Origin of the sequence: Comamonas flocculans (assembly GCF_007954405.1) — a bacterium.
Lineage (GTDB): Bacteria > Pseudomonadota > Gammaproteobacteria > Burkholderiales > Burkholderiaceae_C > Comamonas_C > Comamonas_C flocculans.
In genome coordinates this window covers 2,746,188-2,770,827 of the sequence record NZ_CP042344.1, presented here as the reverse complement: position 1 = coordinate 2,770,827, position 24,640 = coordinate 2,746,188, and the positions used below count along the sequence as shown (strand labels likewise).

At 68.2% G+C, this 24,640-nt stretch carries 28 protein-coding genes and 1 tRNA gene; 13 read left to right on the top strand and 16 right to left on the bottom strand.

The genetic code is table 11. The annotated features are described in order from the left end of the window. Window positions 1-5 precede the first annotated feature (5 nt). The 9 genes from ispE (at window position 6) to FOZ74_RS13240 (ending at window position 7,760) form a co-directional block, all read left to right on the top strand. A complete protein-coding gene (gene ispE, locus FOZ74_RS13280) occupies window positions 6-875 on the top strand; it encodes a 4-(cytidine 5'-diphospho)-2-C-methyl-D-erythritol kinase (RefSeq protein WP_146913504.1) in 870 nt (289 codons plus the stop codon). Window positions 876-910: 35 nt separating this feature from the next. Continuing rightward, a tRNA-Gln gene (locus tag FOZ74_RS13275) sits at window positions 911-987 on the top strand. 47 nt (window positions 988-1,034) lie between these two features. After that, on the top strand, window positions 1,035-2,000 hold the full coding sequence (locus FOZ74_RS13270) for a ribose-phosphate pyrophosphokinase (protein ID WP_146914210.1): 966 nt from the start codon (window positions 1,035-1,037) through the stop codon (window positions 1,998-2,000). 105 nt (window positions 2,001-2,105) lie between these two features. Further along, entirely contained in the window at window positions 2,106-2,729 is a 624-nt protein-coding gene (locus tag FOZ74_RS13265; RefSeq protein WP_146913503.1) for a 50S ribosomal protein L25/general stress protein Ctc, read from the top strand. Between the two features lie 98 nt (window positions 2,730-2,827). Further along, complete coding sequence (gene pth, locus FOZ74_RS13260) at window positions 2,828-3,406, top strand: aminoacyl-tRNA hydrolase (RefSeq protein ID WP_146913502.1); 579 nt, start codon at window positions 2,828-2,830, stop codon at window positions 3,404-3,406. Next, window positions 3,403-4,806 (top strand): amidase, encoded by a 1,404-nt coding sequence (locus FOZ74_RS13255; RefSeq protein WP_146913501.1) that lies wholly within the window; start codon window positions 3,403-3,405, stop codon window positions 4,804-4,806. Before pth ends, FOZ74_RS13255 begins: the two co-directional genes overlap by 4 nt. Window positions 4,807-4,887: 81 nt before the next feature. Further along, window positions 4,888-5,469, top strand: coding sequence for a TRAP transporter small permease (locus FOZ74_RS13250; RefSeq protein ID WP_146913500.1), 582 nt, complete (start codon window positions 4,888-4,890; stop codon window positions 5,467-5,469). Next, window positions 5,466-6,743 (top strand): TRAP transporter large permease, encoded by a 1,278-nt coding sequence (locus tag FOZ74_RS13245; protein WP_146913499.1) that lies wholly within the window; start codon window positions 5,466-5,468, stop codon window positions 6,741-6,743. The genes FOZ74_RS13250 and FOZ74_RS13245 overlap by 4 nt, the downstream gene beginning before the upstream one ends. 36 nt (window positions 6,744-6,779) lie before the next feature. After that, window positions 6,780-7,760 (top strand): TRAP transporter substrate-binding protein, encoded by a 981-nt coding sequence (locus FOZ74_RS13240; RefSeq protein ID WP_146913498.1) that lies wholly within the window; start codon window positions 6,780-6,782, stop codon window positions 7,758-7,760. Between the two features lie 103 nt (window positions 7,761-7,863). Here the strand turns inward: FOZ74_RS13240 and FOZ74_RS13235 are convergent, their stop codons facing one another. Then, the gene (locus FOZ74_RS13235) at window positions 7,864-8,994 is read right to left on the bottom strand and encodes a homogentisate 1,2-dioxygenase (protein ID WP_146913497.1); all 1,131 of its coding nucleotides are present in this window, start codon (window positions 8,992-8,994) and stop codon (window positions 7,864-7,866) included. Between the two features lie 210 nt (window positions 8,995-9,204). Between FOZ74_RS13235 and FOZ74_RS13230 the strand changes: the two genes are divergently transcribed. Continuing rightward, complete coding sequence (locus FOZ74_RS13230) at window positions 9,205-9,981, top strand: IclR family transcriptional regulator (protein WP_146913496.1); 777 nt, start codon at window positions 9,205-9,207, stop codon at window positions 9,979-9,981. Window positions 9,982-10,003: 22 nt separating this feature from the next. Then, window positions 10,004-10,633 carry a hypothetical protein gene (locus FOZ74_RS13225; protein ID WP_146913495.1) on the top strand — a complete coding sequence of 210 codons (630 nt, stop codon included), beginning with the start codon at window positions 10,004-10,006 and terminating at the stop codon, window positions 10,631-10,633. Here FOZ74_RS13225 and FOZ74_RS13220 read toward each other — a convergent pair. From FOZ74_RS13220 to nudB, 5 genes are all read right to left on the bottom strand, one after another. Beyond that, window positions 10,605-11,438, bottom strand: coding sequence for a DUF429 domain-containing protein (locus FOZ74_RS13220; protein ID WP_146913494.1), 834 nt, complete (start codon window positions 11,436-11,438; stop codon window positions 10,605-10,607). The genes FOZ74_RS13225 and FOZ74_RS13220 overlap by 29 nt on opposite strands. A 67-nt stretch (window positions 11,439-11,505) precedes the next feature. Beyond that, entirely contained in the window at window positions 11,506-12,216 is a 711-nt protein-coding gene (gene folE / locus FOZ74_RS13215) for a GTP cyclohydrolase I (protein WP_146913493.1), read from the bottom strand. An 89-nt stretch (window positions 12,217-12,305) separates the two neighbouring features. Beyond that, complete coding sequence (gene clsB / locus FOZ74_RS13210; protein WP_146913492.1) at window positions 12,306-13,523, bottom strand: cardiolipin synthase ClsB; 1,218 nt, start codon at window positions 13,521-13,523, stop codon at window positions 12,306-12,308. A 10-nt stretch (window positions 13,524-13,533) separates the two neighbouring features. After that, window positions 13,534-14,325: an endonuclease/exonuclease/phosphatase family protein gene (locus FOZ74_RS13205; RefSeq protein ID WP_146913491.1), complete on the bottom strand. Its 792-nt coding sequence runs from the start codon at window positions 14,323-14,325 to the stop codon at window positions 13,534-13,536. Continuing rightward, complete coding sequence (nudB, locus tag FOZ74_RS13200; RefSeq protein ID WP_146913490.1) at window positions 14,322-14,777, bottom strand: dihydroneopterin triphosphate diphosphatase; 456 nt, start codon at window positions 14,775-14,777, stop codon at window positions 14,322-14,324. Before nudB ends, FOZ74_RS13205 begins: the two co-directional genes overlap by 4 nt. A gap of 79 nt (window positions 14,778-14,856) precedes the next feature. On the opposite strand from nudB, the gene FOZ74_RS13195 reads away from it, so the two are divergent. Both FOZ74_RS13195 and FOZ74_RS13190 read left to right on the top strand, forming a co-directional pair. Beyond that, the gene (locus FOZ74_RS13195) at window positions 14,857-15,351 is read left to right on the top strand and encodes a dihydrofolate reductase (protein WP_146913489.1); all 495 of its coding nucleotides are present in this window, start codon (window positions 14,857-14,859) and stop codon (window positions 15,349-15,351) included. A gap of 25 nt (window positions 15,352-15,376) precedes the next feature. After that, window positions 15,377-15,613 carry a hypothetical protein gene (locus FOZ74_RS13190; RefSeq protein WP_146913488.1) on the top strand — a complete coding sequence of 79 codons (237 nt, stop codon included), beginning with the start codon at window positions 15,377-15,379 and terminating at the stop codon, window positions 15,611-15,613. Window positions 15,614-15,617: 4 nt separating this feature from the next. Here FOZ74_RS13190 and lipA read toward each other — a convergent pair whose 3' ends face one another. The 10 genes from lipA to FOZ74_RS13140 form a co-directional block, all read right to left on the bottom strand. After that, entirely contained in the window at window positions 15,618-16,649 is a 1,032-nt protein-coding gene (lipA, locus tag FOZ74_RS13185) for a lipoyl synthase (RefSeq protein ID WP_146913487.1), read from the bottom strand. 114 nt (window positions 16,650-16,763) lie between these two features. Next, window positions 16,764-17,027, bottom strand: coding sequence for a hypothetical protein (locus tag FOZ74_RS13180; RefSeq protein WP_146913486.1), 264 nt, complete (start codon window positions 17,025-17,027; stop codon window positions 16,764-16,766). 17 nt (window positions 17,028-17,044) lie between these two features. Next, window positions 17,045-17,341 carry a hypothetical protein gene (locus FOZ74_RS13175; protein ID WP_146913485.1) on the bottom strand — a complete coding sequence of 99 codons (297 nt, stop codon included), beginning with the start codon at window positions 17,339-17,341 and terminating at the stop codon, window positions 17,045-17,047. Between the two features lie 4 nt (window positions 17,342-17,345). Then, a complete protein-coding gene (gene ccoG, locus FOZ74_RS13170) occupies window positions 17,346-18,737 on the bottom strand; it encodes a cytochrome c oxidase accessory protein CcoG (RefSeq protein WP_146913484.1) in 1,392 nt (463 codons plus the stop codon). Window positions 18,738-18,801: 64 nt separating this feature from the next. Next, complete coding sequence (gene ccoP, locus FOZ74_RS13165) at window positions 18,802-19,722, bottom strand: cytochrome-c oxidase, cbb3-type subunit III (RefSeq protein ID WP_146913483.1); 921 nt, start codon at window positions 19,720-19,722, stop codon at window positions 18,802-18,804. Continuing rightward, entirely contained in the window at window positions 19,719-19,901 is a 183-nt protein-coding gene (locus FOZ74_RS13160; RefSeq protein WP_146913482.1) for a cbb3-type cytochrome oxidase subunit 3, read from the bottom strand. Before FOZ74_RS13160 ends, ccoP begins: the two co-directional genes overlap by 4 nt. Before the next feature lie 17 nt (window positions 19,902-19,918). Further along, the gene (gene ccoO / locus FOZ74_RS13155) at window positions 19,919-20,536 is read right to left on the bottom strand and encodes a cytochrome-c oxidase, cbb3-type subunit II (RefSeq protein WP_146913481.1); all 618 of its coding nucleotides are present in this window, start codon (window positions 20,534-20,536) and stop codon (window positions 19,919-19,921) included. Window positions 20,537-20,565: 29 nt separating this feature from the next. Then, window positions 20,566-21,993 (bottom strand): cytochrome-c oxidase, cbb3-type subunit I, encoded by a 1,428-nt coding sequence (gene ccoN / locus FOZ74_RS13150; protein WP_146913480.1) that lies wholly within the window; start codon window positions 21,991-21,993, stop codon window positions 20,566-20,568. Between the two features lie 124 nt (window positions 21,994-22,117). After that, window positions 22,118-22,255 (bottom strand): cbb3-type cytochrome oxidase assembly protein CcoS, encoded by a 138-nt coding sequence (gene ccoS, locus FOZ74_RS13145; protein ID WP_146913479.1) that lies wholly within the window; start codon window positions 22,253-22,255, stop codon window positions 22,118-22,120. After that, entirely contained in the window at window positions 22,255-24,579 is a 2,325-nt protein-coding gene (locus tag FOZ74_RS13140) for a heavy metal translocating P-type ATPase (protein ID WP_146913478.1), read from the bottom strand. Before FOZ74_RS13140 ends, ccoS begins: the two co-directional genes overlap by 1 nt. Window positions 24,580-24,640: the final 61 nt, after the last annotated feature.

Sequence of the window (24,640 nt, the reverse complement as noted above, 5' to 3'; positions counted from 1 at the left end):
GCGCCATGCGCTCGCTGCACGACCTGCCGGCGCCGGCCAAACTCAACCTGTTCCTGCACGTGCTCGGCCGGCGCAGCGACGGCTACCACCTGCTGCAGTCGGCCTTCATGCTGCTGGACTGGTGCGATCTGCTGCACGTCGAGTGCCGCGCCAGCGCACGCCTGAGCCGCGAAGACCTGGGCAGCACCGCGCTGCCCGAGGACGATCTGTGCCTGCGCGCCGCGCGTGCGCTGCAGCAGGCCAGCGGCTGCACCAAAGGCGCGCACATCACGCTGGAAAAGCGCCTGCCGACGCAGGCCGGGCTGGGCGGTGGCTCTTCGGATGCGGCCACCACGCTGCTGGCACTCAACCGGTTGTGGCAGCTGGACCTGCCGCGCAGTACGCTGGCGCGCATCGCGCTCGCGCTGGGCGCGGACGTGCCGTTTTTCATCCTCGGGCAAAACGCCTGGGCCGAAGGCGTGGGCGAGGCGCTCACGCCGTTGCCGCCACAAGCGGTGCAGGCGGGCACGCGCTTCGTCGTCGTCAAGCCCGCGGCAGGGCTGGAGACGGCACGCATTTTTTCCGATCCGTCGCTGCGACGCGACACGCAGGCTGCTACAATCGCCGGCTTCGTTGCAGAGCAAGCGCGCAGTGCGTTCGGGTTTGGCAGGAACGACCTGCAGCCGGTGGCACAGCGCCTGTGTCCCGAGGTGGCTCAGGCGCTGCACTGGCTCGCGAGCCGAGGCCTTTCGGGGCGCATGACGGGCTCCGGCAGTGCCGTGTTTGCCGTGACGAAGGACACCATCGATGTTTCAGACGCACCCGCGCATTGGAGCATCAAAGTGTGTCAGAATCTCGGGTTTCATCCACTGGCCGAGTGGGTCCGGGATGAATGATTGCAGGGTTGTACGCCCGAGCGTGCGACCCGTGTAGGGGAGTAGCCAAGCTGGTCAAGGCACCGGATTTTGATTCCGGCATGCGAGGGTTCGAATCCTTCCTCCCCTGCCACAGCTAGCCCCTTGCGCCATCTTCCGTCAGACCGCTCTTCCATGCCGATGCAAGCCCATCACACCGATTTCATGGTTTTCACGGGCAATGCCAACCCGGTACTGGCGACGGAAATAGCGCAAAACCTGGGCATCTCGCTGGGATCCATCCAGGTCGGGCGTTTTTCCGACGGTGAAGTCACCGTGGAGATCAAGCAGAACGTGCGTGCGCGCGACATCTTCGTCGTGCAGTCCACCTGCGCACCGACCAACGACAACCTGATGGAGCTGCTCATCATGGTCGATGCGCTCAAGCGCGCCTCGGCCGAGCGCATCAGCGCCGTCATCCCCTACTTCGGCTATGCCCGCCAGGACCGCCGCCCGCGCTCCACGCGCGTGCCGATTTCGGCCAAGGTGGTGGCCAACATGCTGCAGGCCGTGGGCGTGAACCGCCTGCTGACCATGGACCTGCATGCCGACCAGATCCAGGGCTTCTTTGACATTCCGGTGGACAACATCTACGCCTCGCCGGTGCTGCTGCGCGATCTGAACGAGAAAAAGCACGACAACCTCATCGTCGTCAGCCCCGACGTCGGCGGCGTGGTGCGCGCGCGGGCGTTGGCCAAGCAACTCGGCTGCGATCTGGCCATCATCGACAAGCGCCGTCCCAAGGCCAATGTTTCCGAAGTGATGAACGTGATCGGCGACATCGACGGACGCAACTGCGTGATCATGGACGACATGATCGACACTGCCGGCACTCTGGTGAAGGCAGCCAGCGCCCTCAAGGAGCGCGGTGCCAAGCAGGTCTATGCCTACTGCACCCACCCGATCTTTTCCGGTCCGGCCCTGGAGCGCATCGCCCAGGGCGAGGTACTCGACGAAGTCGTGGTCACCAACACCATCCCGCTGAGCGAAGCCGCCCGCGGATGCCCCAAGATTCGCCAGCTCTCCGTGGCGCCGCTGTTTGCCGAAACCATACAGCGCATCGCCAGCGGAGCGTCGGTGATGAGTCTGTTCTCGGAGTTCAGCTGAACCCAATCCGATGGCAGCGCGGGCCCCGTCGCATGGTGCACGGGGTCTTTTTTCTCAAACAGGCGGGCAGGCTGGTCGCGGCCGCCCGCACACTGGAGTTCTCACATGAAATTCGTCGCTTTTGAGCGCAACACGCAAGGTACGGGTGCGAGCCGCCGTCTGCGCGTCACGGGCCGCGCGCCCGGCATCGTCTATGGCGCGGGCAGCGAGCCGCAAATGATCGAGCTGGACCACAACGCGCTGTGGCACGCCCTGCAGAAGGAGGCCTTCCACTCCTCCATCCTGGACATGGAACTGGGCGACCAGACCAGCAGGGTGCTGCTGCGCGACGTGCAGTTCCACCCCTACAAGCAACAGGTGCTGCACGTGGACTTCCAGCGCGTGGACGAGAAGACCCGCATCCACATGAAGGTGCCGCTGCACTTCGAAGGCATCGAGGCTTCGCCCGCCGTTGCCACCGAAGGCTGCACCGTCACGCCGCTGCTGCATGAGCTGGACGTGATCTGCATGCCTTCGCAACTGCCCGAGCACATCACGGTGGACCTGAGCGCCCTGACCTCCAAGACCATCCCCGGTCTGCAATCGATCAGCCTGCCCGTGGGCGTGAAGGCCGTGGTGCGCGGCTCCAACAAGAACCCGGCGCTGGTCTCGGTCAAGCTGCCCGAGGTGATCGAGGAAGAGCCGGCCGCGGCCGACGCTGCGGCAGCAGCGGCCCCCGCCAAGAAGTGATCGCAGCGGCCACACGCCGCACGCACACCGGGACGGCCCGCAGCTTGCGGGCCGTTTTTTTTCGCCGGTGCCGCACGCGGTCCGCATAATCGCTCCCCATGATCAGACTCTTCGTCGGGCTGGGCAACCCCGGGCCCGAGTACGAAGCCACGCGCCACAACGTCGGCTTCTGGTTCATCGACCGCCTTGCCCGGCAACTGGGCGCGAACCTGCTGCCCGAGCGCGCCTGGCACGGCCTGGCGGCGCGCACCAGCGTGCAGGGACGCGCCATCTGGCTGCTTGAGCCGCAGACCTTCATGAACGCCTCGGGCAGATCGGTGGCCGCGCTGGCGCGCTTCTACAAGATCGCGCCGCAGGAAATCCTGGTCGTGCACGACGAGCTGGATTTCTCGCCGGGCCAGATCCGGCTCAAGCACGGCGGCAGCCATGGCGGGCACAACGGCCTGCGCGACATCCACGCGCAGCTGGGCGCAAGCGACTATTGGCGCCTGCGCATAGGCATAGGGCATCCGGGCGTCAAGGCCGAAGTCATCCATTGGGTGCTGGGCCGCCCCGCCCAGGGCGACAGACAGCTGATGGAAAAGGCCCTGGAACACGGCCTGGACAGCATCGCGCAGCTGGTCACAGGCGAGATGGACAAGGCCACCCAGCGCATCAACACGGCGGCGCTGCCATGAGCGCGCTGCACGAACTGGGCGCGCAGGCCCTGCTTGACGCCTACCGGCGCCGCAGCCTCTCGCCCCTGGAAGTGGCCAGCGCGCTGCTGCACCACATCGAGATCTGGGAGCCGCAGCTTCACGCCGCCTATCTGCTGCAGCCCGAACGCACGCTGGAGCAGGCGCGCGCGAGCGAGGCCCGCTGGCTGCGGGGCGCGCCCTGCGGGCCGCTGGACGGCGTGCCCGTAACCATCAAGGACAACATCGCCACGCGCGGCGACCCGACACCCCTGGGCACGGCGGCGAGCGAACTCCAGCCCTCGGCCGTGAACGCACCTCCAGCCCAGCGTCTGCGCGAAGCCGGTGCGGTGCTGCTGTGCAAGACCACCATGCCCGACTACGGCATGCTGTCTTCGGGCGTTTCCAGCTTTCACGCGACGGCGCGCAACCCCTGGAACCTGGACAAGGGGCCGGGCGGCTCCAGCGCCGGCGCGGGCGCCGCGGCCGCCGCCGGCTACGGGCCGCTGCACGTCGGCACCGACATCGGCGGCTCCATCCGCCTGCCTGCCGCCTGGTGCGGCGTGTTCGGCTTCAAGCCCAGCCTGGGACGCGTGCCCATCGACCCACCCTACACCGGGCGCTGCGCCGGGCCGATCACGCGCAGCGTGGGCGATGCGGCGCTGATGATGCAAGTGCTGGCGCAGCCGGACGTGCGCGACAGCATGGGCCTGCCGCCCCAGCTGGTGGACTGGGGGGCACATGCGCGCGGCATGCAGCGCCTTCGCGGTCTGCGCCTGGGGCTGCTGCTCGATGCCGGCTGCGGCCTGGCCGTCGATGCCCAGGTGCGCGCCAGCGTCGAAGCGGCGGCACGGCTGTTCGAACAGGCGGGTGCCAGCATCGTGCCGATGCAGCCCTGGCTCGGGCGCGAGATGCTCGACGGCATGGACCACTTCTGGCGCATGCGCTCACTCATGGACCTGCGCCAGCTCGGGCCCGGACGCCGCGCCCGCGTGCTGCCCTACATTCGCGACTGGGCCGAGAGCGCGGCCAGCTTCAGCGCCGAGCACGTCTACCACGCGAGCCAGCAGTTTCATGCCACGCGCGTGGCCACGGTGCGGGCCTGCTCGCAGGTGGACTACGTGCTCTCGCCCACGGCGCCCATCACCGCATTCGCGGCCGAACTGCCCTCGCCCACCAACAACCCGCTGCGCCCGTTGGAGCACATTGCCTTCACCGTACCCTTCAACATGTCGGAGCAGCCCGCCGCCTCGATCGCCTGCGGCGTGGACGGCGCGGGGCTGCCCATAGGCCTGCAGATCGCCGGGCAGCGCTTTGACGACCTGGGCGTGCTGCAACTGGCCCATGCCTTCGAGCGGCTGCGCGCGCCGCTGCCGCCCTGGCCCGAGCCGCCGCGCCACTAACCTTGGACGCCGCAAGGTCAGTCTTTACTTTCTCGATAAAACCCTATCCAATCCCGCCACCCTCAGAAAGCCCGGCAGACCATGCCCTTGCACACCGAACACGCGCCCAACCCCTGGGCAAGGCGCATCACGCACACCTTTGAAGTGCTCATCGTGGCCTGTCTTGCCATCATGGGCATCCTGGTGTTTGGCAACGTGGTGCTGCGCTACGCCTTCAATTCCGGCATCGCGGTATCGGAAGAGCTCTCGCGCCTGCTCTTCGTCTGGCTGATCTTTCTCGGGGCGGTGCTGGCTTCGGCCCAGCGCATACACATCGGCTTCGACACGCTGCAGCGGCGCGTGGGGCCGCGCCTGCGCCGCGCACTCATCACCTTTTCGGGCCTGTTGATCCTGGCCGGCTGCGTGGTGTTCATCGTCGGCGGCTGGAAGCAGACCGTGATCAACCTGGGCAACACCTACCCGGTGCTGGGCATCTCCTACGCCTGGCTGTACGGCGTGGGCATCGTCTTCGGCGTGGCGCTGATCGTGCCGGTCAGCTACAACATCGTGCGGGCGCTGCGCGGCGACTTCGACAAGATGACGCACGACCTGGGCGACCGCATCGAGCAGGCTTCCGAGCGCATCGAAGCCGAGGTCGGCGGCCAGACGGGACCGCGCGCATGACCGCCACCGTCTTCCTGATCTCCCTGCTCACCCTGATCGCGCTGGGGGTGCCGATCGCGTTCGCGCTGATGTTCTCGGGCATCGCGCTGATGCTCGTCACCGGCCAGTTCGACAGCCAGGTGGTGGTGCAGAACGCGATCGCCGGGGCCGACAACTTCGTGCTGATGGCCGTGCCCTTCTTCATCCTGGCGGGCGAGCTGATGAACGCCGGCGGCCTGTCCAAGCGCATCGTGGAGATGGCCGGCGCCTTCGTCGGCCACTTGCGCGGCGGCCTGGGCTACGTGGCCATAGGCGCGGGCATCATGCTCGCCAGCCTTTCGGGTTCGGCCGTAGCCGATACGGCGGCGCTGGCGGCCATCCTCGTGCCCATGATGCGCCAGGCCGGCTACAACCCCGCACGCGCCTGCGGCCTGATGGCGGCCAGCGGCATCATCGCGCCGGTGATACCGCCGTCCATCGGCTTTCTCATCTTCGGCGTGACGGCCAACGTGTCCATCACCCGGCTGTTCCTCGCGGGCATCGTGCCCGGCGTGCTCATGGGGCTGGTGCTGGTGATTGCCTGGTGGTTCGTGGCGCGCAGCCAGAACGCCGCGATCACGGCGCGCGTGCCCTTGGGGCGGCGCCTGCGCCTGCTGGGCCAGGGCGGCTGGGCCTTGATGATGCCGGTGATCATCATCGGCGGCCTGCGCTTCGGCATCTTCACGCCCACCGAGTCGGCCGTGGTGGCCGCGGCCTACGCGCTCTTCGTCGGCCTGGTGGTGTACCGCGAGCTGAACTGGCGCAACATCTACGAGGCCCTGCTCTCCACCGCGCGCACCACCTCCGTCGTGCTGCTGCTGGCGGCGCTGGCCATGGTGGCCTCCTACATGATCACCATCACCGACATCTCGGGGCAGGTGGGCGGCTGGCTCGAAGGGCTGGTGGGTTCGCCCATGCTCCTGATGGCGGCCATGATGGTGGTGGTCTTCTTCGCCGGCATGGTGCTGGACTTCATCCCCATCGTGCTGATCTTCACGCCGGTGTTCCTGCCCATCGTGAAGGCCGCGGACATCGATCCGGTGTACTTCGGCGTGGTCTTCATCATGAACTGCTCAATCGGCATGATCACCCCCCCGGTGGGCGTGGTGCTCAACGTGGTCAGCTCGGTCGGCAAGGTGACGATGGACGAGGCGGTGCGCGGCATCCTGCCCTTCCTGCTGGCACTGGCGGCGCTGCTGGTGCTGCTTATCCTGTTCCCCGCACTGGTCACGGTGCCCGCCGAATGGTGGCGCTGAGTGCCCTTTCTTCAACCACCCCACTGGAGATTCCCCATGAAGTTCAAGACCACCCTGCTGCTGGGCCTGCTGGCCGCGGCGTTTTCCGGCTCCACGCTGGCGGCGGTGACGGGCAAGTTTGCCGTCACCCTGCCCGAGAAATCCCACCAGGGCCAGGGCGTGGCCAAGTTCGTCGAACTGGTCAAGGCCAAGAGCGGCGGCGAAATCGACATCAAGCCCTACTACGGCGGCGCGCTGGGCGACGACGTCAAGGTGACCTCCGCCCTGCAGGGCGGCACCATCGAATTCACCGTGCCGCAAACTTCCACGCTGACCGGCATGGTCAAGCCCTATGAAGTGCTGGACTTCCCCTTCCTCTTCGCCAACACCGAACAGGCCGAGAAGGTGCTCGACGGCCCGATCGGGCAGAAGCTCATGGACCTGCTGCCGGCCCACGGCCTGGTGGGCCTGGCCTACTGGGAAAACGGCTTCTTCAACGCCACCAACAGCAAGCACCCGATTGCCAAGGTGGAAGACTTCAAGGGGCTGAAGTTCCGCTCCATCCAGGCCAGGATCACCCAGGAAACCATCAAGGCGCTGGGCGCCAACCCGGTGCCGCTGGCGGTCCCCGAGCTCTATACGGCGCTGGAAACCAAGACCATAGACGGCCAGGGCACGCCCAATGCGGTGATCGCCGCGCTCAAGCTCTACGAGGTGCAGAAGTACCTCTCGATCACCCAGCACACCTACGGCGCCTTCATCCCGCTGGCGTCCAAGAAGTTCTGGGACAAGCTCACGCCCGACCAGCAGAAGATCCTCAAGGACGCCGCCGTGGAGGCGCGCGCCTACCAGCGCCAGGTCGCGCGTGACCAGGCAGCCGGTGCGCAGAAGATGATGGCCGACAAGGGCATCCAGGTGAACGAGGTGACGGCCGAGGAGCACGCCCGCATGCGCGCCGCGGTGCAGCCGGTGTGGGACATGTTCACGCCCGACGTCGGCGCCGACCTGGTCAAGGAAATCGAGGCCGCTATCAAGTAAGAAAACAGGCTCTGGCGCTTGCCAGACAAGCGCCAGTAGCTATCAAAAAAAAAGCGCTGCAGGATCTTCATCCTGCGGCGCTTTTTCATGGCTCAAACGCCCCTCATTCCTTCCAGGAATGGACGTAGTCGGGCACCTTGACGGCGTCCACGTCGTCGAGCTGCAGCGGGTAGCGCGAATCGATCATCACCGCCACTTCGTCGGTGTACTTGCGCTCGCCCTGGTTGTTGGCCGCGGCCGCCGCGAAGGCCTTGGGGTGCGGGCCGTGGTGAAAGCCCGAGGGATGCAGCGTGAACATGCCGGGCTTGATGTTGTCGCGCGAGAAGAATTCGCCCTGGTGGTAGAAGATGGATTCGTCGAACTCGTCGTTGTTGTGAAAGAACGGCACCTTGAGCGCGCCCGGGTCGCTCTCGATGGGGCGCGGCGCGAAGGTGCAGACGATGATGGTGTTCGACAGGAAGGTGGCGTGCACCGTCGGCGGCAGGTGGTAGCGGTCCGAGAGCAGCTCGCGGATGTCGCGCCAGTTGAGCTTGACCGGCACGCAGTCGCCATGCCAGCCCACCGCATCCAGGAAGTTGTAGGGGAAGGTGACGGTGGTCACCTGGCCGCGGCGCTTGGCGCGCACCCGGGTCTCGCGCGTGTCGCTGTACTGGGCCTTGAAGGCATCGTCGATCTTGGGCGTGTCGAGCACCGCGAGGTCGAACTGCGCGTGGTGGCCGAGGATGCCGCGCTCGGGCAGCACGAAGAGGTCTTCGGTCGCCTCGATGGTCAGGACTTCATTGCGCACCTGGGTCTCCAGACGCCAGGAGGTGCCGCGGGGGATGTTGATGTAGTCGCCCTCGCGGTAGCTCATGTGGCCGTAGTCGCAGAAGAACTCGCCTTCGCCACGGTGGAAGAACAGGATCATGTCGCCGTCGCCGTTGCGCGCCAGATCGGGCATGGAGGCGCCGAACTTCCAGAAATGCACCTGGGTCTGGGCGTTGTGCATGAAACGGCGCGCCTTCCAGGGGCAGGGGGCGCTGTCTTCGAGCTTGTTCAAATCCAGCAGCGTCAGCTCCAGCGGCCCTTCCCATTGGCTCCAGCCCGTAGGCTTGTGTTTGTGCAGGATGTGGCTTGCGGGGCCGAAGAAGCCGTTGCGGCCATGCTCGCGCTCGTACAGCCCATCGGGAATGTCGCAATGGGCCTGGCGGCTGTGCACGCCCTCGCGCAGCGGAAAGGTGATGTACTTCTTCATCGGAGGTCTCCAGGTAATGTTACGATATAGGTAACGACGTTACGGAAAAAATAATATCGAGAATCTAGGGCAAGGGAACGGGGCTGTCAAGCCTCTGCCCCTGGCGCCGTCGTGGTGTCCCCTAGGGTGCCGGCGCAGGGTCGTCTGCGGCCGCCGGCGGCCCGCTGATGCACACTGGCGGCGCGCCTTTCCTCCACTCTTGGCCACACCATGCCTCGCACCCCCGCACCTTCCGCGCCCGACGCTGCAGCGGCAGTACCGTCGCCCTCCTCGCCCGCCCCGGCAGGCATCCAGTCCCTGGAGCTCGGGCTTGAGCTCTTCGAGCTGTTGATGGCGCAGGGACACGCGCTGGGCGTTTCCGAACTGGCGCGCCTGGCGGGCATGCACCGCGCCAAGGTCTACCGCTACCTGGTCAGCCTGGTGCGCGCCGGTTGGGTGCATCAGGATGCGGACAGCGGCCTGTACCAGGCCGGCCCGGCGCTGCGCCACCTGGCGCTTGCCTGGCTGGCGCGTCAGGACTGGCTGGAGCTCGCCAGCAGCGAGGCGCGCGGACTCGCCCAGACCCAGGGCAATACCTGCCTGGTGGCCGTGCAGACGGAAGCCGGCGTGTGCGCGCTGCGCGTCTATCAGCCGGGCCAGGGGGTATCGGTGGGCGTGGCGCCGGGTGCCTTGTTCGACCTGCGCACCTCGGCCACCGGCCGGGTGTTCGCGGCGTGGGCCGAGCCGGCGGGGGACGCGCTGACGACGGCACAGCGCGCGCGCATCCGCGGCCAGGGCGTGGCCGTGGTCGAGGGCGAGCACGCGCCGGGCATCAACGCGCTGGGTGCGCCGGTGTTCGACGCCCACGGCCACCTGCTGCTGGCCCTGACGCTGGTGGGGCACGGCGCGGCGCTGCGGGCCGACGCCACCGGCACCGCCGCGCTGGCGCTGCGCGCGGCCTGCGCACGCGTGTCTGGCGCGCTGGGCTGGCAGCCGCCGCAGCGCTGAAGCACGGCACAATCGGCGGCGCATGTCTTCCGATCTCCTGCTCTGGCTCGCGCTCGGCGCCGCTGCGCTGTTCATCGTCAACGCGCGCCAGCAGCGCGAGCGCGTGCTGCTGCTGGCCCAGGCGCTGCAGCCCTACCAGGTGGAGCGGCTGATGCAGGCGCTGATCGAGGGCTATCTGCGGGCCATGGGCGAGCACGACGCCGCACGGCGCAGCCAGGTGCTGGCCACGCTGCAGGCGAGCGAGGCGCAGCTGTGCGAGCAACTGCAGCGCCTGGCCCAGGACGCGCAGCGCATGCCCGCGGCGCAAGCGCGCATCAGCCGCCTGGCCTTTGGCCTGCCCTGGTCGGCGCAGTTGCCGCCGGCCCTGGCCTTTGACCTGCGCCACGCGCTGGCGCTGCACGCCGGCGGCATTGCGCGCGCCATCGGCAACGGCGCTGGCCTGTCCGAGCGCGACCGCGCCTACATGGTGACGGCAGAGCTGCTGCTGCTGCAGCACACCTGCCACTGGTATTGCAAGTCGCGCAACGTGGCCTCGGCGCGGCTGCTGGCGCGCCACCGCACCGCCTGGGCCCAGGTGATCGCCGCGGTCGGCGAGCCCACGCGCCGCGCCTACCTGGCGCTGATCACGGGCCAGGCGAGCACGGGGCGGTGAGGATCCAGCCCTCCAGCGCATCAAGCCGGGGCGGCAGGCCGTAGAGCGCGCTGCCCTGCAGGTGCGCACGCTCGGCCCAGGCTGCCTGCATGAGACAGGCCACCGCATCCAGGTGGTCGCCGCTCGCGTCCTGCAGCAGCAGGGCCCGCTGTGCAGGCAGCAGTTGCAGGCGCAGGCCCAGGCGGGTGCGGCCGTGCTCCAGCGCCTGCGCGATGCGCGCGCGCACCGCCGCGCGCTCGGGCGTCTGGCGCGCGCGCTCGTCGCTCTTGTAGCTGGCGCGACCCACCAGCTCGCGCACCAGCAGGCCGGGATAGCCTTCGAGCGCGACGCGGCGCGCATCGCCCGCGCACAGGCCCGGCAGATGCACGCCGGCCTGCAGCAGCAGGGGCATGCCCGCGTGCAGCATCAAGGCCACGGGCGGGTTGACCCACTTCATCGAGGGGCTGGAGCCCGCCGGCCCGTCGGTGGCTCGGTGGGCGAACTTCTGGCCCGCCGGACGCGCCGCGCAGTAGGCGGCAAAGACGGTGCGCACCTGGGCGCGGCTCAGGCCAGCGTAATGCTGCATGCAGGCGCGCCACTGCATTGGCCAGCCCAGCGCCTGCACCAGCGCGCGCGGCAGGCCGAAGGGCAGATCGAACGCGCCCACCCAGGCGCGCTCCTGCCGCAGCCAGTGAAGAAAGCCGTCCAGGCTTTCGATGCGCACGAAGTCGCTCAGGTGCACCGCCTCGCCGCGGCGCTCGCCCAGCGCCAGCACGATGGGCTTGCGCCGTCCGGGCCGGCTGGTGAAGTCCACGCCCAGCAGCATCGCTCAGGTGAGCGGCCAGTGCCGCGCGCCGCGGCCCGCGCAGCGGCGAACCGGGGCCGCGGTGCGTTCAGCCGCGCCCGGGAATGAGCGAGAGGAATTCACGGCGCAGCGTGGCGTCGGTCAGGAAGGCGCCACGCATGACGGAGTTGACCATCTTGCTGTCCATCTCGCGCACGCCGCGCCAGGACATGCAGAAGTGGCTCGCCTCCATCACCACCGCCAGGCCGTCGGGCCGGGTCTTTTCCATGATGAGGTCGGCCAGCTGCACGATGGCTTCCTCCTGGATCTGCGGGCGGCCCATGATCCAGTCGGTCAGGCGCGCGTACTTGGACAACCCGATCACGTTGGTGTGCTCGTTGGGCATCACGCCGATCCAGAGCTTGCCTATCACCGGGCAGAAGTGGTGGCTGCAGGCGCTGCGCACGGTGATGGGGCCGACGATGAGCAGCTCGTTCAGGCGCGCCGCGTTGGGAAATTCGGTGACCTGCGGCGCCTCGCCATAGCGCCCGCGAAACACCTCGCCGATGTACATCTTGGCCATGCGCCGCGCGGTGTCCTGGGTGTTGTGGTCGTTGGCCGTGTCTATCACCAGGCTGTCGAGCACGGCCTGCATCTTGGCCTGCACTTCGTCGAGCAGCGCGGCGAGCTCGCCGGGCTCGATGAACTCGGCGATGTTGTCGTTGGCAAAGAAGCGCCGGCCCGCACCGTTCAGGCGTTCGCGGATCTTGACGGAGACGGGGACGCCCTCTTCGGGCGCGAGAGACGAGGCTTGGTTCATGCGCGCATGGTAACAGCGAAGCGGCAGCAGGAAATTGCAAGGCTTTTATGCCTCTTGCCCTTGCCATTCCTGCGCTGGCAGCTAGCTTTTCAATAGTCCTTGCCGGTGACCCAGAGCGCCACGCGCATAAGCACGTGGGCGATGCGGTCCAGCACCCTCTCGTGCCAGGGGCGGTTGGCGTAGGTCTGCGCGGCCAGCGGCTCGCAGCCGTCGATGGCCTGCATCAGGCGTGCACGCAGGATGCGGGCGAACTCGGCGTCGCGCACCATCACGTTGGCTTCGCGCGCCAGCAGCAGGCTCAGCGGATCGAGGTTGCTCGATCCGACCGTGGCCCAGGGGCGTGCCCCCTCGGCGTCCACCACCGCCACCTTGGCGTGCAGAAAGCTCGGCGCGTATTCATGGATGTGCACGCCCGCGGCGAGCAGGGCGCCATAGACCGGGCGAGCCGCGTGGTACTGCATGAAGTATTCGTAGCGGCCCTGCAGCAGCAGGTGCACGCGCACGCCACGCTCGGCGGCCAACACCAGCGCGCGGCGCAGCTTGCCGCCGGGAATGAAGTAGGCGTTGGCGATGATGATCTCCTCGCGTGCCTGGGCGATCGCGCGGCGGTAGGAGCGCTCGATGCGGGTGCGCAGGCGCAGGTTGTCGCGCAGCAGCAGTGCGGCGCGCACCCCCCGCCCCTGCCGGGGCGTGCGCGCACGCAGCCGGTGCAGCGCCTGCGCGGCGCGCCAGTCCTGCAGCGCATGCGCCAGTTGGCGCCGGCGTACCTCGTGCACGGCCTGCATGCGCAGCCACAGCAGGTCCATCACCGCGCAGGCATAGGCCACCATGCTGCCCTGCACCTGCACCGCAAAGTCCAGGCGCGGCGCCTCCAGCCGGCCGCGGTAGGGGTCTTCAAAGTCGTCCAGCACGTTGATGCCACCGCAAAACAGCACGCGCGCATCGACCACGCACAGCTTGCGGTGCAGGCGCCGCCAGCGGCTGGGCAGCAGCAGGCCCAGCGGCCCGAGCGGCGAATACACGCGCAGTTGCACGCCGGCCTGCACCAGGCGCGTTCCCCAGGGCTCGGCGATGCGCCCGGTGCCCACGCCGTCCACCACCATGCGCACCCGCACGCCACGGCGCGCGGCGCGCTCCAGCGCGGCGGCCACGCTGGCGCCCTCGCCCATGGTGCTGAAGATGTAGGTCTCGAACTGCACGTCGCGCTGCGCGCCGTCGAGCTCGGCAATGAGCGCGGGAAAGAACTCCTGCGAGCCCTGCAGCAGCTTGATGCGGTGGTCCGACCCGGCAAACGCTGGCAGCGGCATGGGGTGCGGCTCAGAGCCTGAACTCCGCAATCAGCGGAAGATGGTCGGACATGCGCCACCAGATGCGCCCGCGCGGCACGGTCAGCGACAGCGGCACCAGGCCGCGCGCATAGACGTGGTCCAGGCGCGCCACCGGCAGGCGCGAAGGATAGGTGAACACCGGCGAGGCGCCGCCATGCTCCAGCAGCCCGAAGCCGGCCAGCATCTGCGACAGCTGGTTGCCCCAGTCGTTGAAATCGCCGGCCACCACCAGCGGAGCATCCTCGGGCACCTCGCGGCGGATGTAGCGCTGCAGCTGCGCCACCTGCCGGACGCGGCTGCCCGGCACCAGCCCCAGGTGCACCACGACGGTGTGCACCGCCGTGCCCTGCACCTGCACGCACGCATGCAGCAGGCCGCGCTGCTCGAAGCGGTGGTCGGACATGTCTTCGTGGCGGCTTTCAAGTACCGGCCAGCGCGTGAGCAGCGCGTTGCCATGCTCGCCATGGCGCGTATAGGCATTGGTGTGGTAGACCGCTTCATAGCCTTCGGGCGCGAGGTACTGCGCCTGGGGCACCAGCGGCCAGCGGTCGAAGTAGGCCGCCTCGCGCCGGTTGCTGCGGCGCACCTCCTGCAGGCAGACGATGTCGGCATCGAGCTGCTCTATCGCCAGGCCCAGGTTGTGGATTTCCAGGCGCCGCGCCGGCCCCAGGCCTTGCACGCCCTTGTGGATGTTGTAGGTGGCCACGCGCAGGATGCCGCCAGGCAGCTGCGGTAGCTGTGAAGCGGCGAAATCGGGCTCGGGGACGGATGGGTCGCTCATGCGGGATGAAGAAAGTGCGGCAGCCAGAGAATAGCCTCTGCGTTGGACGGGGAGTAACAGCGGTCGGCCGCCTCGCGCCAGGGCAGCCAGGCGCAGGCGGTATGCTCGCGCGGGTTCAGGCGCACCGGGGCGGGCGCGGGCAGCCACAGGCCGAGCACGTGCTCGGTATTGGTCATCACGCCGGGGGCGTAGCGGTGGCGCCACTGCGGGTAAAGGCTGTAGACATTCTCCAGCCCCCAGTCCGCCAGGCGGCAGCCGGGCGCGCCAGCGTCCAGGCCGGTTTCCTCGCGCACTTCGCGCAGGGCCGTCTCGCGCCAGGTCTCGGCCGCGCTCTGCTTGCTGCCGGTGACGGACTGCCAGAAGTCTTCGGCGCTGTCGGCGCGGCGCAGCACCAGCACCTGCAGCGCGGCAGTGTGGATCACGACGAGGACCGATTCGGGAATCTTGTACATGGCGGCGCAGGGGCGGCGGCCGGCTGCCCCATGGTAGAGCCCCGTTATATTCCAGCGTTCAGCCACCGAGCCCGCCGCCATGGAAATTGCCCTGATTTACGCACGCGCCGCCAATGGCGTGATCGGCAGTGGCGGCACCATGCCCTGGCACCTGCCCGAGGACCTGGCGCACTTCAAGGCGCTCACCCAGGGTGCGCCGGTCATCATGGGGCGCAAGACCTGGGACTCGCTGCCCGCACGCTTTCGCCCGCTGCCCGGGCGCACCAACATCGTCATCACGCGCCAGCACGATTGGCATGAAAATGGCGCAAAACGCGTACCCAGCCTGCGTGATGCGCTTCATTTTGCAGAGCAAACGGGCGCGGCCACCGCCTGGGTCATCGGCGGGGCGCAGATCTTTGCCGCAGTGCTGCCGCTGGCCACACGCGCCCAAGTGACGGAAATTGCGCGGGATTTCGACGGCGACACCTTCGCCCCGACGCTGGGGCCAGAGTGGGTGCTGGCGGCACACACCGACCACGTGAGCGCCCAAGGCTTGCCGCTGCGCTTTGCGCGTTACGAGCGGCGCGGGTAAGGTCGGCGTATTTGGGTACCCCCACATGCGAGAGTTTCACGACACCCAGGGCCAGCGCTGGCAGGCCGCGCCCATGTATGCCTCTTACGGGCAGATGCTGCTGGTCTTCAGCCGCATGGACGGCAACGACATCCTGCAAAGGCAGATGCTCGCCGACACCCTGCCCCAGGCCGAGGACGAACTGGCGCAGCTCGACGACGCCGCGCTGCGCCAGTGGCTGGCCGATGCCCAGCCCTGGGACTTCAACGCAAAAAAGCTCTGAGCGCTCAGCAGCGCATCGCGTTGGCGGCCGAGTTGCGAATGCTCTCGAGCAGGTCCTCGTCCAGCCCCACGTTGTTGTGCTCGAGCACGCGCTCGGCGCGGTAGCTCGAACGCACGAAGGGCCCGGCCACCACCTCCAGGAAACCCTTGGCCAGCCCCATCTCGCGGTAGCGCGCGAACTGCTCGGGCGAGACATAGCGCGCCACCGGCAGATGGTGCTGCGTCGGGCGCATGTACTGGCCCATGGTGACGATGTCGACGTTGGCCGCGCGGATGTCGTCCAGCGCCTCTTCGATCTCTTCGTCCGTCTCGCCCAGGCCCAGCATCAGGCTGGTCTTGGTGATGGTCTGCGGCGCATAGGCCTTGGCGAACCTGAGCACGTCCAGCGTCTGCTCATAGCCGGCGCGCGGGTCGCGCACCGGGTGGGTCAGGCGGCGCACCGTCTCCAGGTTCTGCGCGTAGGTGGCCAAACCGGCATCGACTACCTTGGCCACCAGTTCGTGGCGGCCCTGGAAGTCGGGCGTGAGCGCCTCCACGGCGGTGTCTGGCATGCGCTTGTGGATCTCGCGGATGCAGGCGGCGTAGTGGCCCGCGCCCAGGTCCTTCAGGTCGTCGCGGTCCACCGAGGTCAGCACGACGTACTTCAAATCCATCAGCGCCACCGCGTCGGCCACGTTCACCGGCTCCATCGGGTCGAGCCAGCCGTTGGGGTTGCCGGTGCTCACCGAGCAGAACTTGCAGGCCCGCGTGCACACCGAACCCATGAGCATCAGCGTGGCCGTGCCCCGGCCCCAGCACTCGGCGATGTTGGGGCACTTGGATTCGGCGCACACGGTGGAGAGCTTGTGCGAATCCACGATCTCCTTGATCTGCTGGTACTTGGCGCCGTTGGGCAGTTTCACGCGCAGCCAGTCGGGCTTGCGCTCGGCGTTGGGTATGGCGGTGAGCGGGCTGGGCTTGACGCCGTCCTTGATGGCGCGCGTGCCCTGGCGGCTGGTGAACTTGGTGCCCGGAGCCGGGCGCGGAGACTCTTGCATGCGTGAACCCTGGTGAGGCGCGCACGGCGGTGTGCGGTACGGCAATTCTATCGGCGGCCCCCAATCCACTGGCGGCGGCAGGCCCATCCGCCCCGCGCGCCCGCGGCGACGCGCTCAGTCGCGCGCCAGCGGCCGGGCCAGGTCGGCGTTGACCTCACTGGCCGGGCGCGCCAGCTGCAGCGTGATGGCGCTGCACAGCATGAACATGAACCAGAAAATCAGGAAACTGATCGAATAAACCGTACTGCGCGACCATTGCATCTGCCGACCCAGCAGGCTCAGCGTCTCGGGGTCGAGCACGGCAAACACCATCATCTCCAGCATGCCTGCCACCACGAAGGCTGGCCAGGCTATCAGGCTCCATCGACTCGCGCGCATCGCCTCCTCCTGCTGTTCTAGTCTTGCGGTGCGCCGGCGTCGGGCCGGGGCGCCGCGCTTCGGCCCATCGCCTCGCCATTGCGGATGCTGGTGCGGTTGCGCGCCTGCAGGGCCGGCTCCAGCGCCGCATTGTCACCGAGCCGGGCGCCGGACGTGCCAGGGACGGGCTCGGGCGGCGCCTGCATGGCCAGATACACGGTGAACAGCCCGCCCGCAAGCGCCGCCAGCGTGAGGGCCACGATCAGCCAGACGTAGCCAGATTTCCACCAGGGCGCTGCGGCCCCGGGGGTCTGCGAAATGCCGTCCCCTGCCATGGCTTCAGCGCGGCACCATGAAGGCCGATTTTTCGCGCACGCTGCCCACGCCGGGCGCACTCACGACGAAGCTGATGGTGTGCGAGCCGGGCGCCGCGCCGCCATGCGGCAGGCGCAGCTGCACCGGGAAGGAGGCCGACTGCTCTGGCGCGATCGTCACCGAGCTCTGGCTCGCCTCGGCCATGGCAAGGCCTGGCAGACCTTCGGCGTGCACCTCGAAGCGCTGTTCGTGCTCGGTGGCGTTCATGACGTGGATACGGTAGATGTTCTCGATCTGCCCGCCCTTGACCAGCCGTGCCAGCGTCGCGCGGTCGCGGATGATGTCCACCTTGAAGGGCGTGCGCAGCCAGAGGCTCGCCGCCAGCGCCAGCACCGCGAGCGTCAGCACCGCGGCATAAAAGAGCACGCGCGGGCGCAGCACGCGGCGCAGGATCTCGCGACGCCCCCAGTCGTTTTGCAACGCCGCTTCGGTCGAATAGCGGATCAGGCCGCGCGGGTAGCCCATGCTGTCCATCACGCTGTCGCAGGCGTCGATGCAGGCCGCGCAGCTGATGCATTCGTACTGCAGCCCGTCGCGGATGTCGATGCCCGTGGGGCAGACCTGCACGCACAGGGTGCAGTCGGTGCAGTCGCCCAGCCCCTGATCCCGTGGATCGACCTTGCGCGAACGCTTGCCGCGCGGCTCACCGCGCTTTTTCACGTAGGTGACCACCAGCGTGTCGCGGTCGAACATCGCCCCTTGAAAGCGCGCATAGGGGCACATGTACTTGCAGACCTGCTCGCGCATGAAGCCGGCATTGCCCCAGGTGGCAAAGCCGTAGAACAGGATCCAGAACGCCGCCCAGGGGCCCAGCGCCAGGCCAGCCACGCTCGCGCCCAGCTCGCGGATCGGCGTGAAGTAGCCGACGAAGGTGAATCCCGTCCACAGCGCGATTGCCAGCCACACCAGGTGCTTGCCCGCCTTGCGCCAGAATTTGGACCAGGACAGGGGCGCGGCGTCCAGGCGCATGCGCTGTACGCGGTTGCCTTCGAAACGCTCTTCCACCCAGAGGAAGATCTCGGTATAGACCGTCTGCGGGCAGGTGTAGCCGCACCACTGGCGACCAGCGACGGCGGTGAACAGAAAGAGCAGCAGCGCGCTGATGATCAGCAGCGCAGTCAGGTAGAACACGTCCTGGGGGTAAAGCACCAGCCCGAAGAGATAGAAGCGCCGCGCCTCGATGTCGAACAGCATGGCCTGGCGCCCGCCCCACTGCAGCCAGGGCATGCCGTAGTAGAAGAGCTGGGTGGCGAAGACGAAGAACCAGCGCCAGCGGGTATAGATGCCGCTGGCGCTGCGCGGGTAGACCTTGCGCGCGCCGCCCCGCGCAAGGCTGGCGCCGGCCGCGCTGCTCATCGCGTCTGCCCCCGGGCCTGGTACGCGGCGCGCAGACCGGCCAGAACGACTGCGGGCGGCGCCCTCATCGCTGCGGCGCGACGCCGCCGCCCAGCCCCCAGACATAGGCCGCGAGCACGCGCAGTTGCTCGGGGGAGAAACGGTCCTTCCAGGCCGGCATCTCGGCGGTCTTGCCCTCGTTGATCATCCGCACCACGTGGGCCTCGGTGTCGGGACCGTGGGCGAAGATGCCCTTGCTCAGGTCGGGCGCGCCCAGCGCCGCGTTGCCCGTGCCGCTCTCGCCGTGGCAGGCGGCGCAGACCTGCATGAACTTTTCCTTGCCCGCGGCAGCCAGCGCTGCGTCGTGGGCCGCCCCCGAGAGACCGAGCACGTAGTTGGCCACGGCGCGCACCTCCTGCGCAGAGCCCACGGCCTCGCCCATGGGCGGCATCATGCCGACGCGGCCATCGGCGATCGTCTCCAGGATGGCTTCGGGCGTGCCGCCCCAGTTCCAGTGGCCGTCCGCCAGGTTGGGAAAGCCCTTGCTGCCGCGCGCGTCGCTGCCATGGCACTGCGCGCAGTTGTTCATGAACAGCCGGTCTCCAATGGCGCGCGCCTCGGCATTGCCCGCCAGCTGGGGCACGCTCTGGTCGGCAAAGGCCGCGTAGATGGGTGCAATGCGCGCCTCGTGGGCCTGCAGCTCGCGCGCATGCTGCTCCTGCTGTGTCCAGTCCAGCGTGCCCCTGAAGCTGCCCAGGCCCGGATACAAGGCCAGGTAGAGCAAGGCAAAGACACAGCTGATGCCGAACATGAACACCCACCAGCGCGGCAGCGGGTGGTTCTGCTCGGTGAGATTGCCGTCCCAGACGTGGCCGGTGGAGTCGCTCGGCTTGACCTCGGTGTTCATGCGGTGGGTCCACCACAGCAGCGCCACGCAGGCGAGCACGCCGGCGAGCGTGATGCCGGCCACGTACCAGGACCAGAAACCGCTGGTGAAATCGCTCATGCCCCGTGCTCCCCGAGTGCACGCGCCTGTCCGGCATGCGCCTGATCGTCGCCCAGCGGCAGGTGCGCCGCCTCCTCGAAACTCTGGCGGTTCCTGCCCGACCAGGCCCAGCCCGCGATCACCACGAAGGCCAGCAGGGCCAGCACGGTGTAGAGGCTGCGCAAGATGTTGATGTCCATGGTCTGCGCCCTTTCGTTCACTTGCGGTGGGTGCCGAGCACCTGCAGGTAGGCAATCAGCGCCTGCAGCTCGGTCTTGCCTTCGACCTCGGCCGGTGCCTGCGCGATCTCTTCGTCGCTGTAGGGCGCGCCCAGCGTGCGCAGCCCGCGCATGTGCGCCTGCACGCTCTTGCCGTCGGCGGGGGTTTTTTCCAGCCAGGGGTAGGCCGGCATGTTGGACTCCGGCACCACGGCGCGCGGATTGATCAGGTGCACCGCATGCCAGTCGTCGCTGTAACGGCCGCCCACGCGCGCCAGGTCCGGCCCGGTGCGCTTGCTGCCCCACAGGTGCGGGTGGTCGTAGACGAACTCGCCCGCGGTGGACACCGGCCCGTAGCGCAGCGACTCGTGCAGCAGCGAGCGGATCATCTGCGAATGGCAGTTGTTGCAGCCTTCGCGCACGTAGATGTCGCGCCCCACGACCTGCACCGCGGTATAGGGCTTGAGGCCATCGACCGGCTCGGTCGTGGACTTCTGGAAGAACAGCGGAACGATCTCCACCAGACCGCCGATGGCCACCACCAGCAGCACCAGCACGATCATCAGGAAGTTGTTGGTTTCGATGCGGGCGTGGCCGCGGATCTCTTCTTGAGCCATATCGTCGTATTCCTTGTTTCCCACCTGGCTCAGGCACCGGCCGCCAGCGGCGCGACCGGCGCGACGGGCACCGCGACCGCACGTCCCGCGCCCATGGTCTTGAACATGTTCCAGAGCATGATGACCATGCCCCCGAGGTAGAGCACGCCGCCCAGCAGGCGCACCACGTAGAAGGGATAGGTCGCCTTCACGCCTTCTACGAAAGCGTAGGTGAGCGTGCCGTCGTCATTGATCGCGCGCCACATCAGGCCCTGCATCACGCCGGCGATCCACATCGCGGCGATGTAGAGCACGATGCCCAGCGTCGCCATCCAGAAATGCAGCTCGATGGCACGCGTGGAATACATGCTGGTGCGCCCGTACAGACGCGGAATCATCCAGTACAGCGACCCCATGGTGATGAAGCCCACCCAGCCCAGCGCCCCGGCATGCACGTGGCCCACGGTCCAGTCGGTGTAGTGGGACAGCGCGTTCATGGTCTTGATCGACAGCAGCGAGCCTTCGAAGGTCGCCATGCCGTAGAAGGACAGCGACACCACCAGGAAGCGGATGATCGGGTCGTCGCGCAGCTTGTGCCAGGCGCCCGAGAGCGTCATGATGCCGTTGATCATTCCGCCCCAGCTCGGGGCCAGCAGGATGATGGAAAACACCATGCCCACGGACTGCACCCAGTCGGGCAGCGCGGTGTAGTGCAGGTGGTGCGGCCCGGCCCACATGTAGGTGAAGATCAGCGCCCAGAAATGCACGATCGACAGGCGATAGCTGTAGATCGGGCGCCCGGCGGCCTTGGGAATGAAGTAATACATCATCCCGAGGAAGCCGGCGGTGAGCAGAAAACCCACCGCGTTGTGCCCATACCACCACTGCACCATCGCGTCCTGCACGCCGGCGTAGGCCGAATAGGACTTGAACCAGCCCACCGGCAGCGCCGCGCTGTTGCCGACGTGCAGCAGCGCGATCGCGATGATGAAGGCGCCATAGAACCAGTTGGCCACGTAGATGTGGCTCATTGCGCGCCGACCTATGGTGCCGAAGAAGGCCAGCGCATAGGCCACCCAGACCACGGTGATCAGGATGTCGATGGGCCATTCGAGCTCGGCGTACTCCTTGGAGGTCGTCAAACCCATGGGCAGCGTGATCACCGCACTCACCATGGCCAGCTGCCAGCCCCAGAAGATGAAGTTGGCCAGGCCCTCGCCACCGAACAGGCGCGCCTGTGAGGTGCGCTGCACCACGTACAGCGAGGTGGCGATCAGCCCGGTGCCGCCGAAGGCAAAGATCACGCCATTGGTGTGCAAGGGGCGCAGGCGGCCGTAGCTGAACCAGGGAATGCCGAAATTGAGCTCGGGCCAGGCAAGCTGCGCGGCGGCAACCACGCCGACCAGCATTCCCACCACGCCCCAGACGACCGTCATGATGGCGAATTGCCGCACCACCTTGTCGTTGTAATTCACCATCGAACGCTCTCCGTGTGAAACCAGGACAAGGGCCGTGGGCGCCTTTTTCGTTCAGCCTGGTCTAAGGGTTTTCGCTAATGCCTGGCGATTATCCATAGGGCAATCATGGTCAATTTGACTTGGATCAATCATTCTCAAGAATCCGTGCGCCTTCGCGCTCCAGGTCGTCAAACTGACCGCGAAAGATCGCCCAGCCCAGGGCCGCGATGACCAGCAGCGCCAGCACCACGGACAGGGGCACCAGCAAGTAAAGGATGTCCATCAGGGCTGCTCCACGACAGCGACAGGCTCGCGGTTGAGCCGCAAGGCGTTGGCCACCACCAGCAGCGAACTGGCCGCCATGCCCAGCCCCGCTGCCCAGGCCGGCATGTAGCCCAGCACCGCCAGCGGCAGCGCCGCCAGGTTGTACAGCAGCGCCCAAGCCAGGTTCTGGCGCACCACGCGCAGGGTGCGCAGCGCCTGGGCGCGGGCCCAGGCGATGGACATGAGGCGCGCGTCGAGCACCACGAAGTCCGAGCGCGCCTGCGCCAGCGGCACCGCACGCCCGAAGGCAAAAGACACATGGGCAGCGGCCAGCACCGGCCCGTCGTTCAGGCCGTCCCCCACCATGGCGCTGCGCCGCCCCTGCTGCTGCAGGCGCTGCAGCGCGCGCAGCTTGCCATCCGGCGTGCAGTCGCCCGCGGCCAGCCCAATGCCGGCGGCCGCGGCCATGCGCTGTACCGACGCCTCGCGGTCGCCCGAGAGCAGACGAATCTCAAGATTCTGCGCATGCAAGGCGCCCACCACGGCCCGGGCGTCGGGACGCAGCGCCTCTTCGAAGCGAAAGCTCGCAAGCCAGCCGTTCTCGTCGGCAAGATGGCATACGGGTCCCTGTGGCGGGCCTGCGGCGTCGGACTCCAGCGCGCAAAACGAGGCCGAACCCAGCCGGCAGGGCAGCATCCGCCCGTCGCCATCGGTGACCAGGCCGCTCAGGCCCTGCCCGGCCACTTCGCGCACCTCCCGGGCCGCCGCGGCCCCGCCCTCGACACCGGCCGCCGCGACCAGCGCGCGCGAGACCGGATGCAGGCTGCAGCGCGCCAGCTGCGCCGCCAGCGCCAGGGCTTGCGCCTGCCCAAGGCCGACGCGCGTGTCGACCCGGGCCAGCGCAAAGGCCTCGCTCGTCAACGTGCCGGTCTTGTCGAACACCACGGTATCGACCTGCGCCAGCGCTTCGATGGCCTGCAGCCGGCGCACCAGCACCCCGCGCCGCGCCAGCGCAGCGGCACTCGCCAACATGGCCGCAGGCGTTGCCAGCGACAGCGCGCAGGGGCAGGTCACGACCAGCACCGCCACGACCACCATCAGCGCACGCGCCGGATCCACCGGCCACCACCACGCGCCGGCAAGCGCGGCGATCAAGAGCACCGCCAGCAGAAACGGCCGTGCAATGCGGTCGGCCAGGCGCGCGAGATCGGGCTTGTCGCTCGCGGCCTGTTCCATCAGGCCGACGATCTGCGCGTAGCGCGTCTGCGCACCAACGGCCGTGGCGCGCACCTGCACGGCCGCGCTCAGGTTGTGGCTGCCGGCAATCACCGCCTCGCCAGGACCGCGGGCGAGCGCGCGCGACTCCCCGGTCAGCAGGGCTTCATCGACGCGCGTGTCGCCCTGCACGATCTCGCCATCGGCCGGAAACGCCGTCCCTGGCAGCACGCGCAGCAGATCGCCCGGACGCACGCGCCGTGCGGCCACGCGCTGCCATTGGCCGTCGGGCTGCAGGCGCTCTACCGTCTCCGGCAAGCGGTGCATCAGCGCTTCGAGCGCACCGGCGGAGCGGTCGCGCAGGCGCAGCTCCAGCCAGCGACCTGCGAGCAGGAAGAAGACGAACATCGTCAGCGAATCGAAGTAGACCTGATGGCCAAAGGCGCCCTCCGGTTCAAAGGTGCCCAGACTGCTGACCACGAAGGTGATCAGCACGCCCAGGGCCACCGGCACATCCATGCCGATGCGCCGCGCGCGCAGGTCACGCCAGGCCGAACTGAAAAACGGCCGGCAGGAAAACAGCATCACCGGCAGCGACAGCACCCATTGCGCCCAGCGCAGCAGCTGCCCGATGTCGGGCGTGATGGCGCCGGGCGCGATGTACGCGGGCCACGCATACATCATCACCTGCATCATCGAGACGCCGGCCACGCCCAGGCGCCAGAGCATGCGTCGGCTTTCGGCCTGGCGGCGCCGCCCAGACTCGAGGTCATGGACCGGCAGCGCCCGGTAGCCGCTGCCCGCCAGCGCCTGCATCCAGCGCGAAGGGCGCGTGGCCTGCTCGTCCCAGAGCACGCGCCCGCGCTGGCCGGCCGCGCTCACCTCGACGCGCAGCACGCCGGGCACCGCGCCGAGCAGTTGCTCGAGCGTGACTGCGCAGGCCGCGCAGTGCATGCCTTCGAAGGCCACGATCGACTCCCACTGCCCCGGCACTGCCGCGTTCGGCGTGCTGAAGACCTGCCATTCATCGCGCTCGTCGAGCACGCTGAGCTCGGGCGCGGCGCCACTCGCCGGGTGCTGCCCAGGCATGGGCCAGATGGTGGGATTCAAGGCATCTGCTCTCTGCATCGCGGCAGTCCTGGAAGAGGCTCTGGGGTGTGGGGGCTGCGCGGGCGCCAGGCACCGACAG

Excerpts from the sequence above, each read along its gene's own strand:
- ispE (WP_146913504.1), top strand. The coding sequence starts at position 6 with ATGCGCTCGCTGCACGACCTGCCGGCGCCGGCCAAACTCAACCTGTTC.
- FOZ74_RS13270 (WP_146914210.1), top strand. The coding sequence starts at position 1,035 with ATGCAAGCCCATCACACCGATTTCATGGTTTTCACGGGCAATGCCAAC.
- FOZ74_RS13265 (WP_146913503.1), top strand. The coding sequence starts at position 2,106 with ATGAAATTCGTCGCTTTTGAGCGCAACACGCAAGGTACGGGTGCGAGC.
- pth (WP_146913502.1), top strand. The coding sequence starts at position 2,828 with ATGATCAGACTCTTCGTCGGGCTGGGCAACCCCGGGCCCGAGTACGAA.
- FOZ74_RS13255 (WP_146913501.1), top strand. The coding sequence starts at position 3,403 with ATGAGCGCGCTGCACGAACTGGGCGCGCAGGCCCTGCTTGACGCCTAC.
- FOZ74_RS13250 (WP_146913500.1), top strand. The coding sequence starts at position 4,888 with ATGCCCTTGCACACCGAACACGCGCCCAACCCCTGGGCAAGGCGCATC.
- FOZ74_RS13245 (WP_146913499.1), top strand. The coding sequence starts at position 5,466 with ATGACCGCCACCGTCTTCCTGATCTCCCTGCTCACCCTGATCGCGCTG.
- FOZ74_RS13240 (WP_146913498.1), top strand. The coding sequence starts at position 6,780 with ATGAAGTTCAAGACCACCCTGCTGCTGGGCCTGCTGGCCGCGGCGTTT.
- FOZ74_RS13235 (WP_146913497.1), bottom strand. The coding sequence starts at position 8,994 with ATGAAGAAGTACATCACCTTTCCGCTGCGCGAGGGCGTGCACAGCCGC.
- FOZ74_RS13230 (WP_146913496.1), top strand. The coding sequence starts at position 9,205 with ATGCCTCGCACCCCCGCACCTTCCGCGCCCGACGCTGCAGCGGCAGTA.
- FOZ74_RS13225 (WP_146913495.1), top strand. The coding sequence starts at position 10,004 with ATGTCTTCCGATCTCCTGCTCTGGCTCGCGCTCGGCGCCGCTGCGCTG.
- FOZ74_RS13220 (WP_146913494.1), bottom strand. The coding sequence starts at position 11,438 with ATGCTGCTGGGCGTGGACTTCACCAGCCGGCCCGGACGGCGCAAGCCC.
- folE (WP_146913493.1), bottom strand. The coding sequence starts at position 12,216 with ATGAACCAAGCCTCGTCTCTCGCGCCCGAAGAGGGCGTCCCCGTCTCC.
- clsB (WP_146913492.1), bottom strand. The coding sequence starts at position 13,523 with ATGCCGCTGCCAGCGTTTGCCGGGTCGGACCACCGCATCAAGCTGCTG.
- FOZ74_RS13205 (WP_146913491.1), bottom strand. The coding sequence starts at position 14,325 with ATGAGCGACCCATCCGTCCCCGAGCCCGATTTCGCCGCTTCACAGCTA.
- nudB (WP_146913490.1), bottom strand. The coding sequence starts at position 14,777 with ATGTACAAGATTCCCGAATCGGTCCTCGTCGTGATCCACACTGCCGCG.
- FOZ74_RS13195 (WP_146913489.1), top strand. The coding sequence starts at position 14,857 with ATGGAAATTGCCCTGATTTACGCACGCGCCGCCAATGGCGTGATCGGC.
- FOZ74_RS13190 (WP_146913488.1), top strand. The coding sequence starts at position 15,377 with ATGCGAGAGTTTCACGACACCCAGGGCCAGCGCTGGCAGGCCGCGCCC.
- lipA (WP_146913487.1), bottom strand. The coding sequence starts at position 16,649 with ATGCAAGAGTCTCCGCGCCCGGCTCCGGGCACCAAGTTCACCAGCCGC.
- FOZ74_RS13180 (WP_146913486.1), bottom strand. The coding sequence starts at position 17,027 with ATGCGCGCGAGTCGATGGAGCCTGATAGCCTGGCCAGCCTTCGTGGTG.
- FOZ74_RS13175 (WP_146913485.1), bottom strand. The coding sequence starts at position 17,341 with ATGGCAGGGGACGGCATTTCGCAGACCCCCGGGGCCGCAGCGCCCTGG.
- ccoG (WP_146913484.1), bottom strand. The coding sequence starts at position 18,737 with ATGAGCAGCGCGGCCGGCGCCAGCCTTGCGCGGGGCGGCGCGCGCAAG.
- ccoP (WP_146913483.1), bottom strand. The coding sequence starts at position 19,722 with ATGAGCGATTTCACCAGCGGTTTCTGGTCCTGGTACGTGGCCGGCATC.
- FOZ74_RS13160 (WP_146913482.1), bottom strand. The coding sequence starts at position 19,901 with ATGGACATCAACATCTTGCGCAGCCTCTACACCGTGCTGGCCCTGCTG.
- ccoO (WP_146913481.1), bottom strand. The coding sequence starts at position 20,536 with ATGGCTCAAGAAGAGATCCGCGGCCACGCCCGCATCGAAACCAACAAC.
- ccoN (WP_146913480.1), bottom strand. The coding sequence starts at position 21,993 with ATGGTGAATTACAACGACAAGGTGGTGCGGCAATTCGCCATCATGACG.
- ccoS (WP_146913479.1), bottom strand. The coding sequence starts at position 22,255 with ATGGACATCCTTTACTTGCTGGTGCCCCTGTCCGTGGTGCTGGCGCTG.
- FOZ74_RS13140 (WP_146913478.1), bottom strand. The coding sequence starts at position 24,579 with ATGCAGAGAGCAGATGCCTTGAATCCCACCATCTGGCCCATGCCTGGG.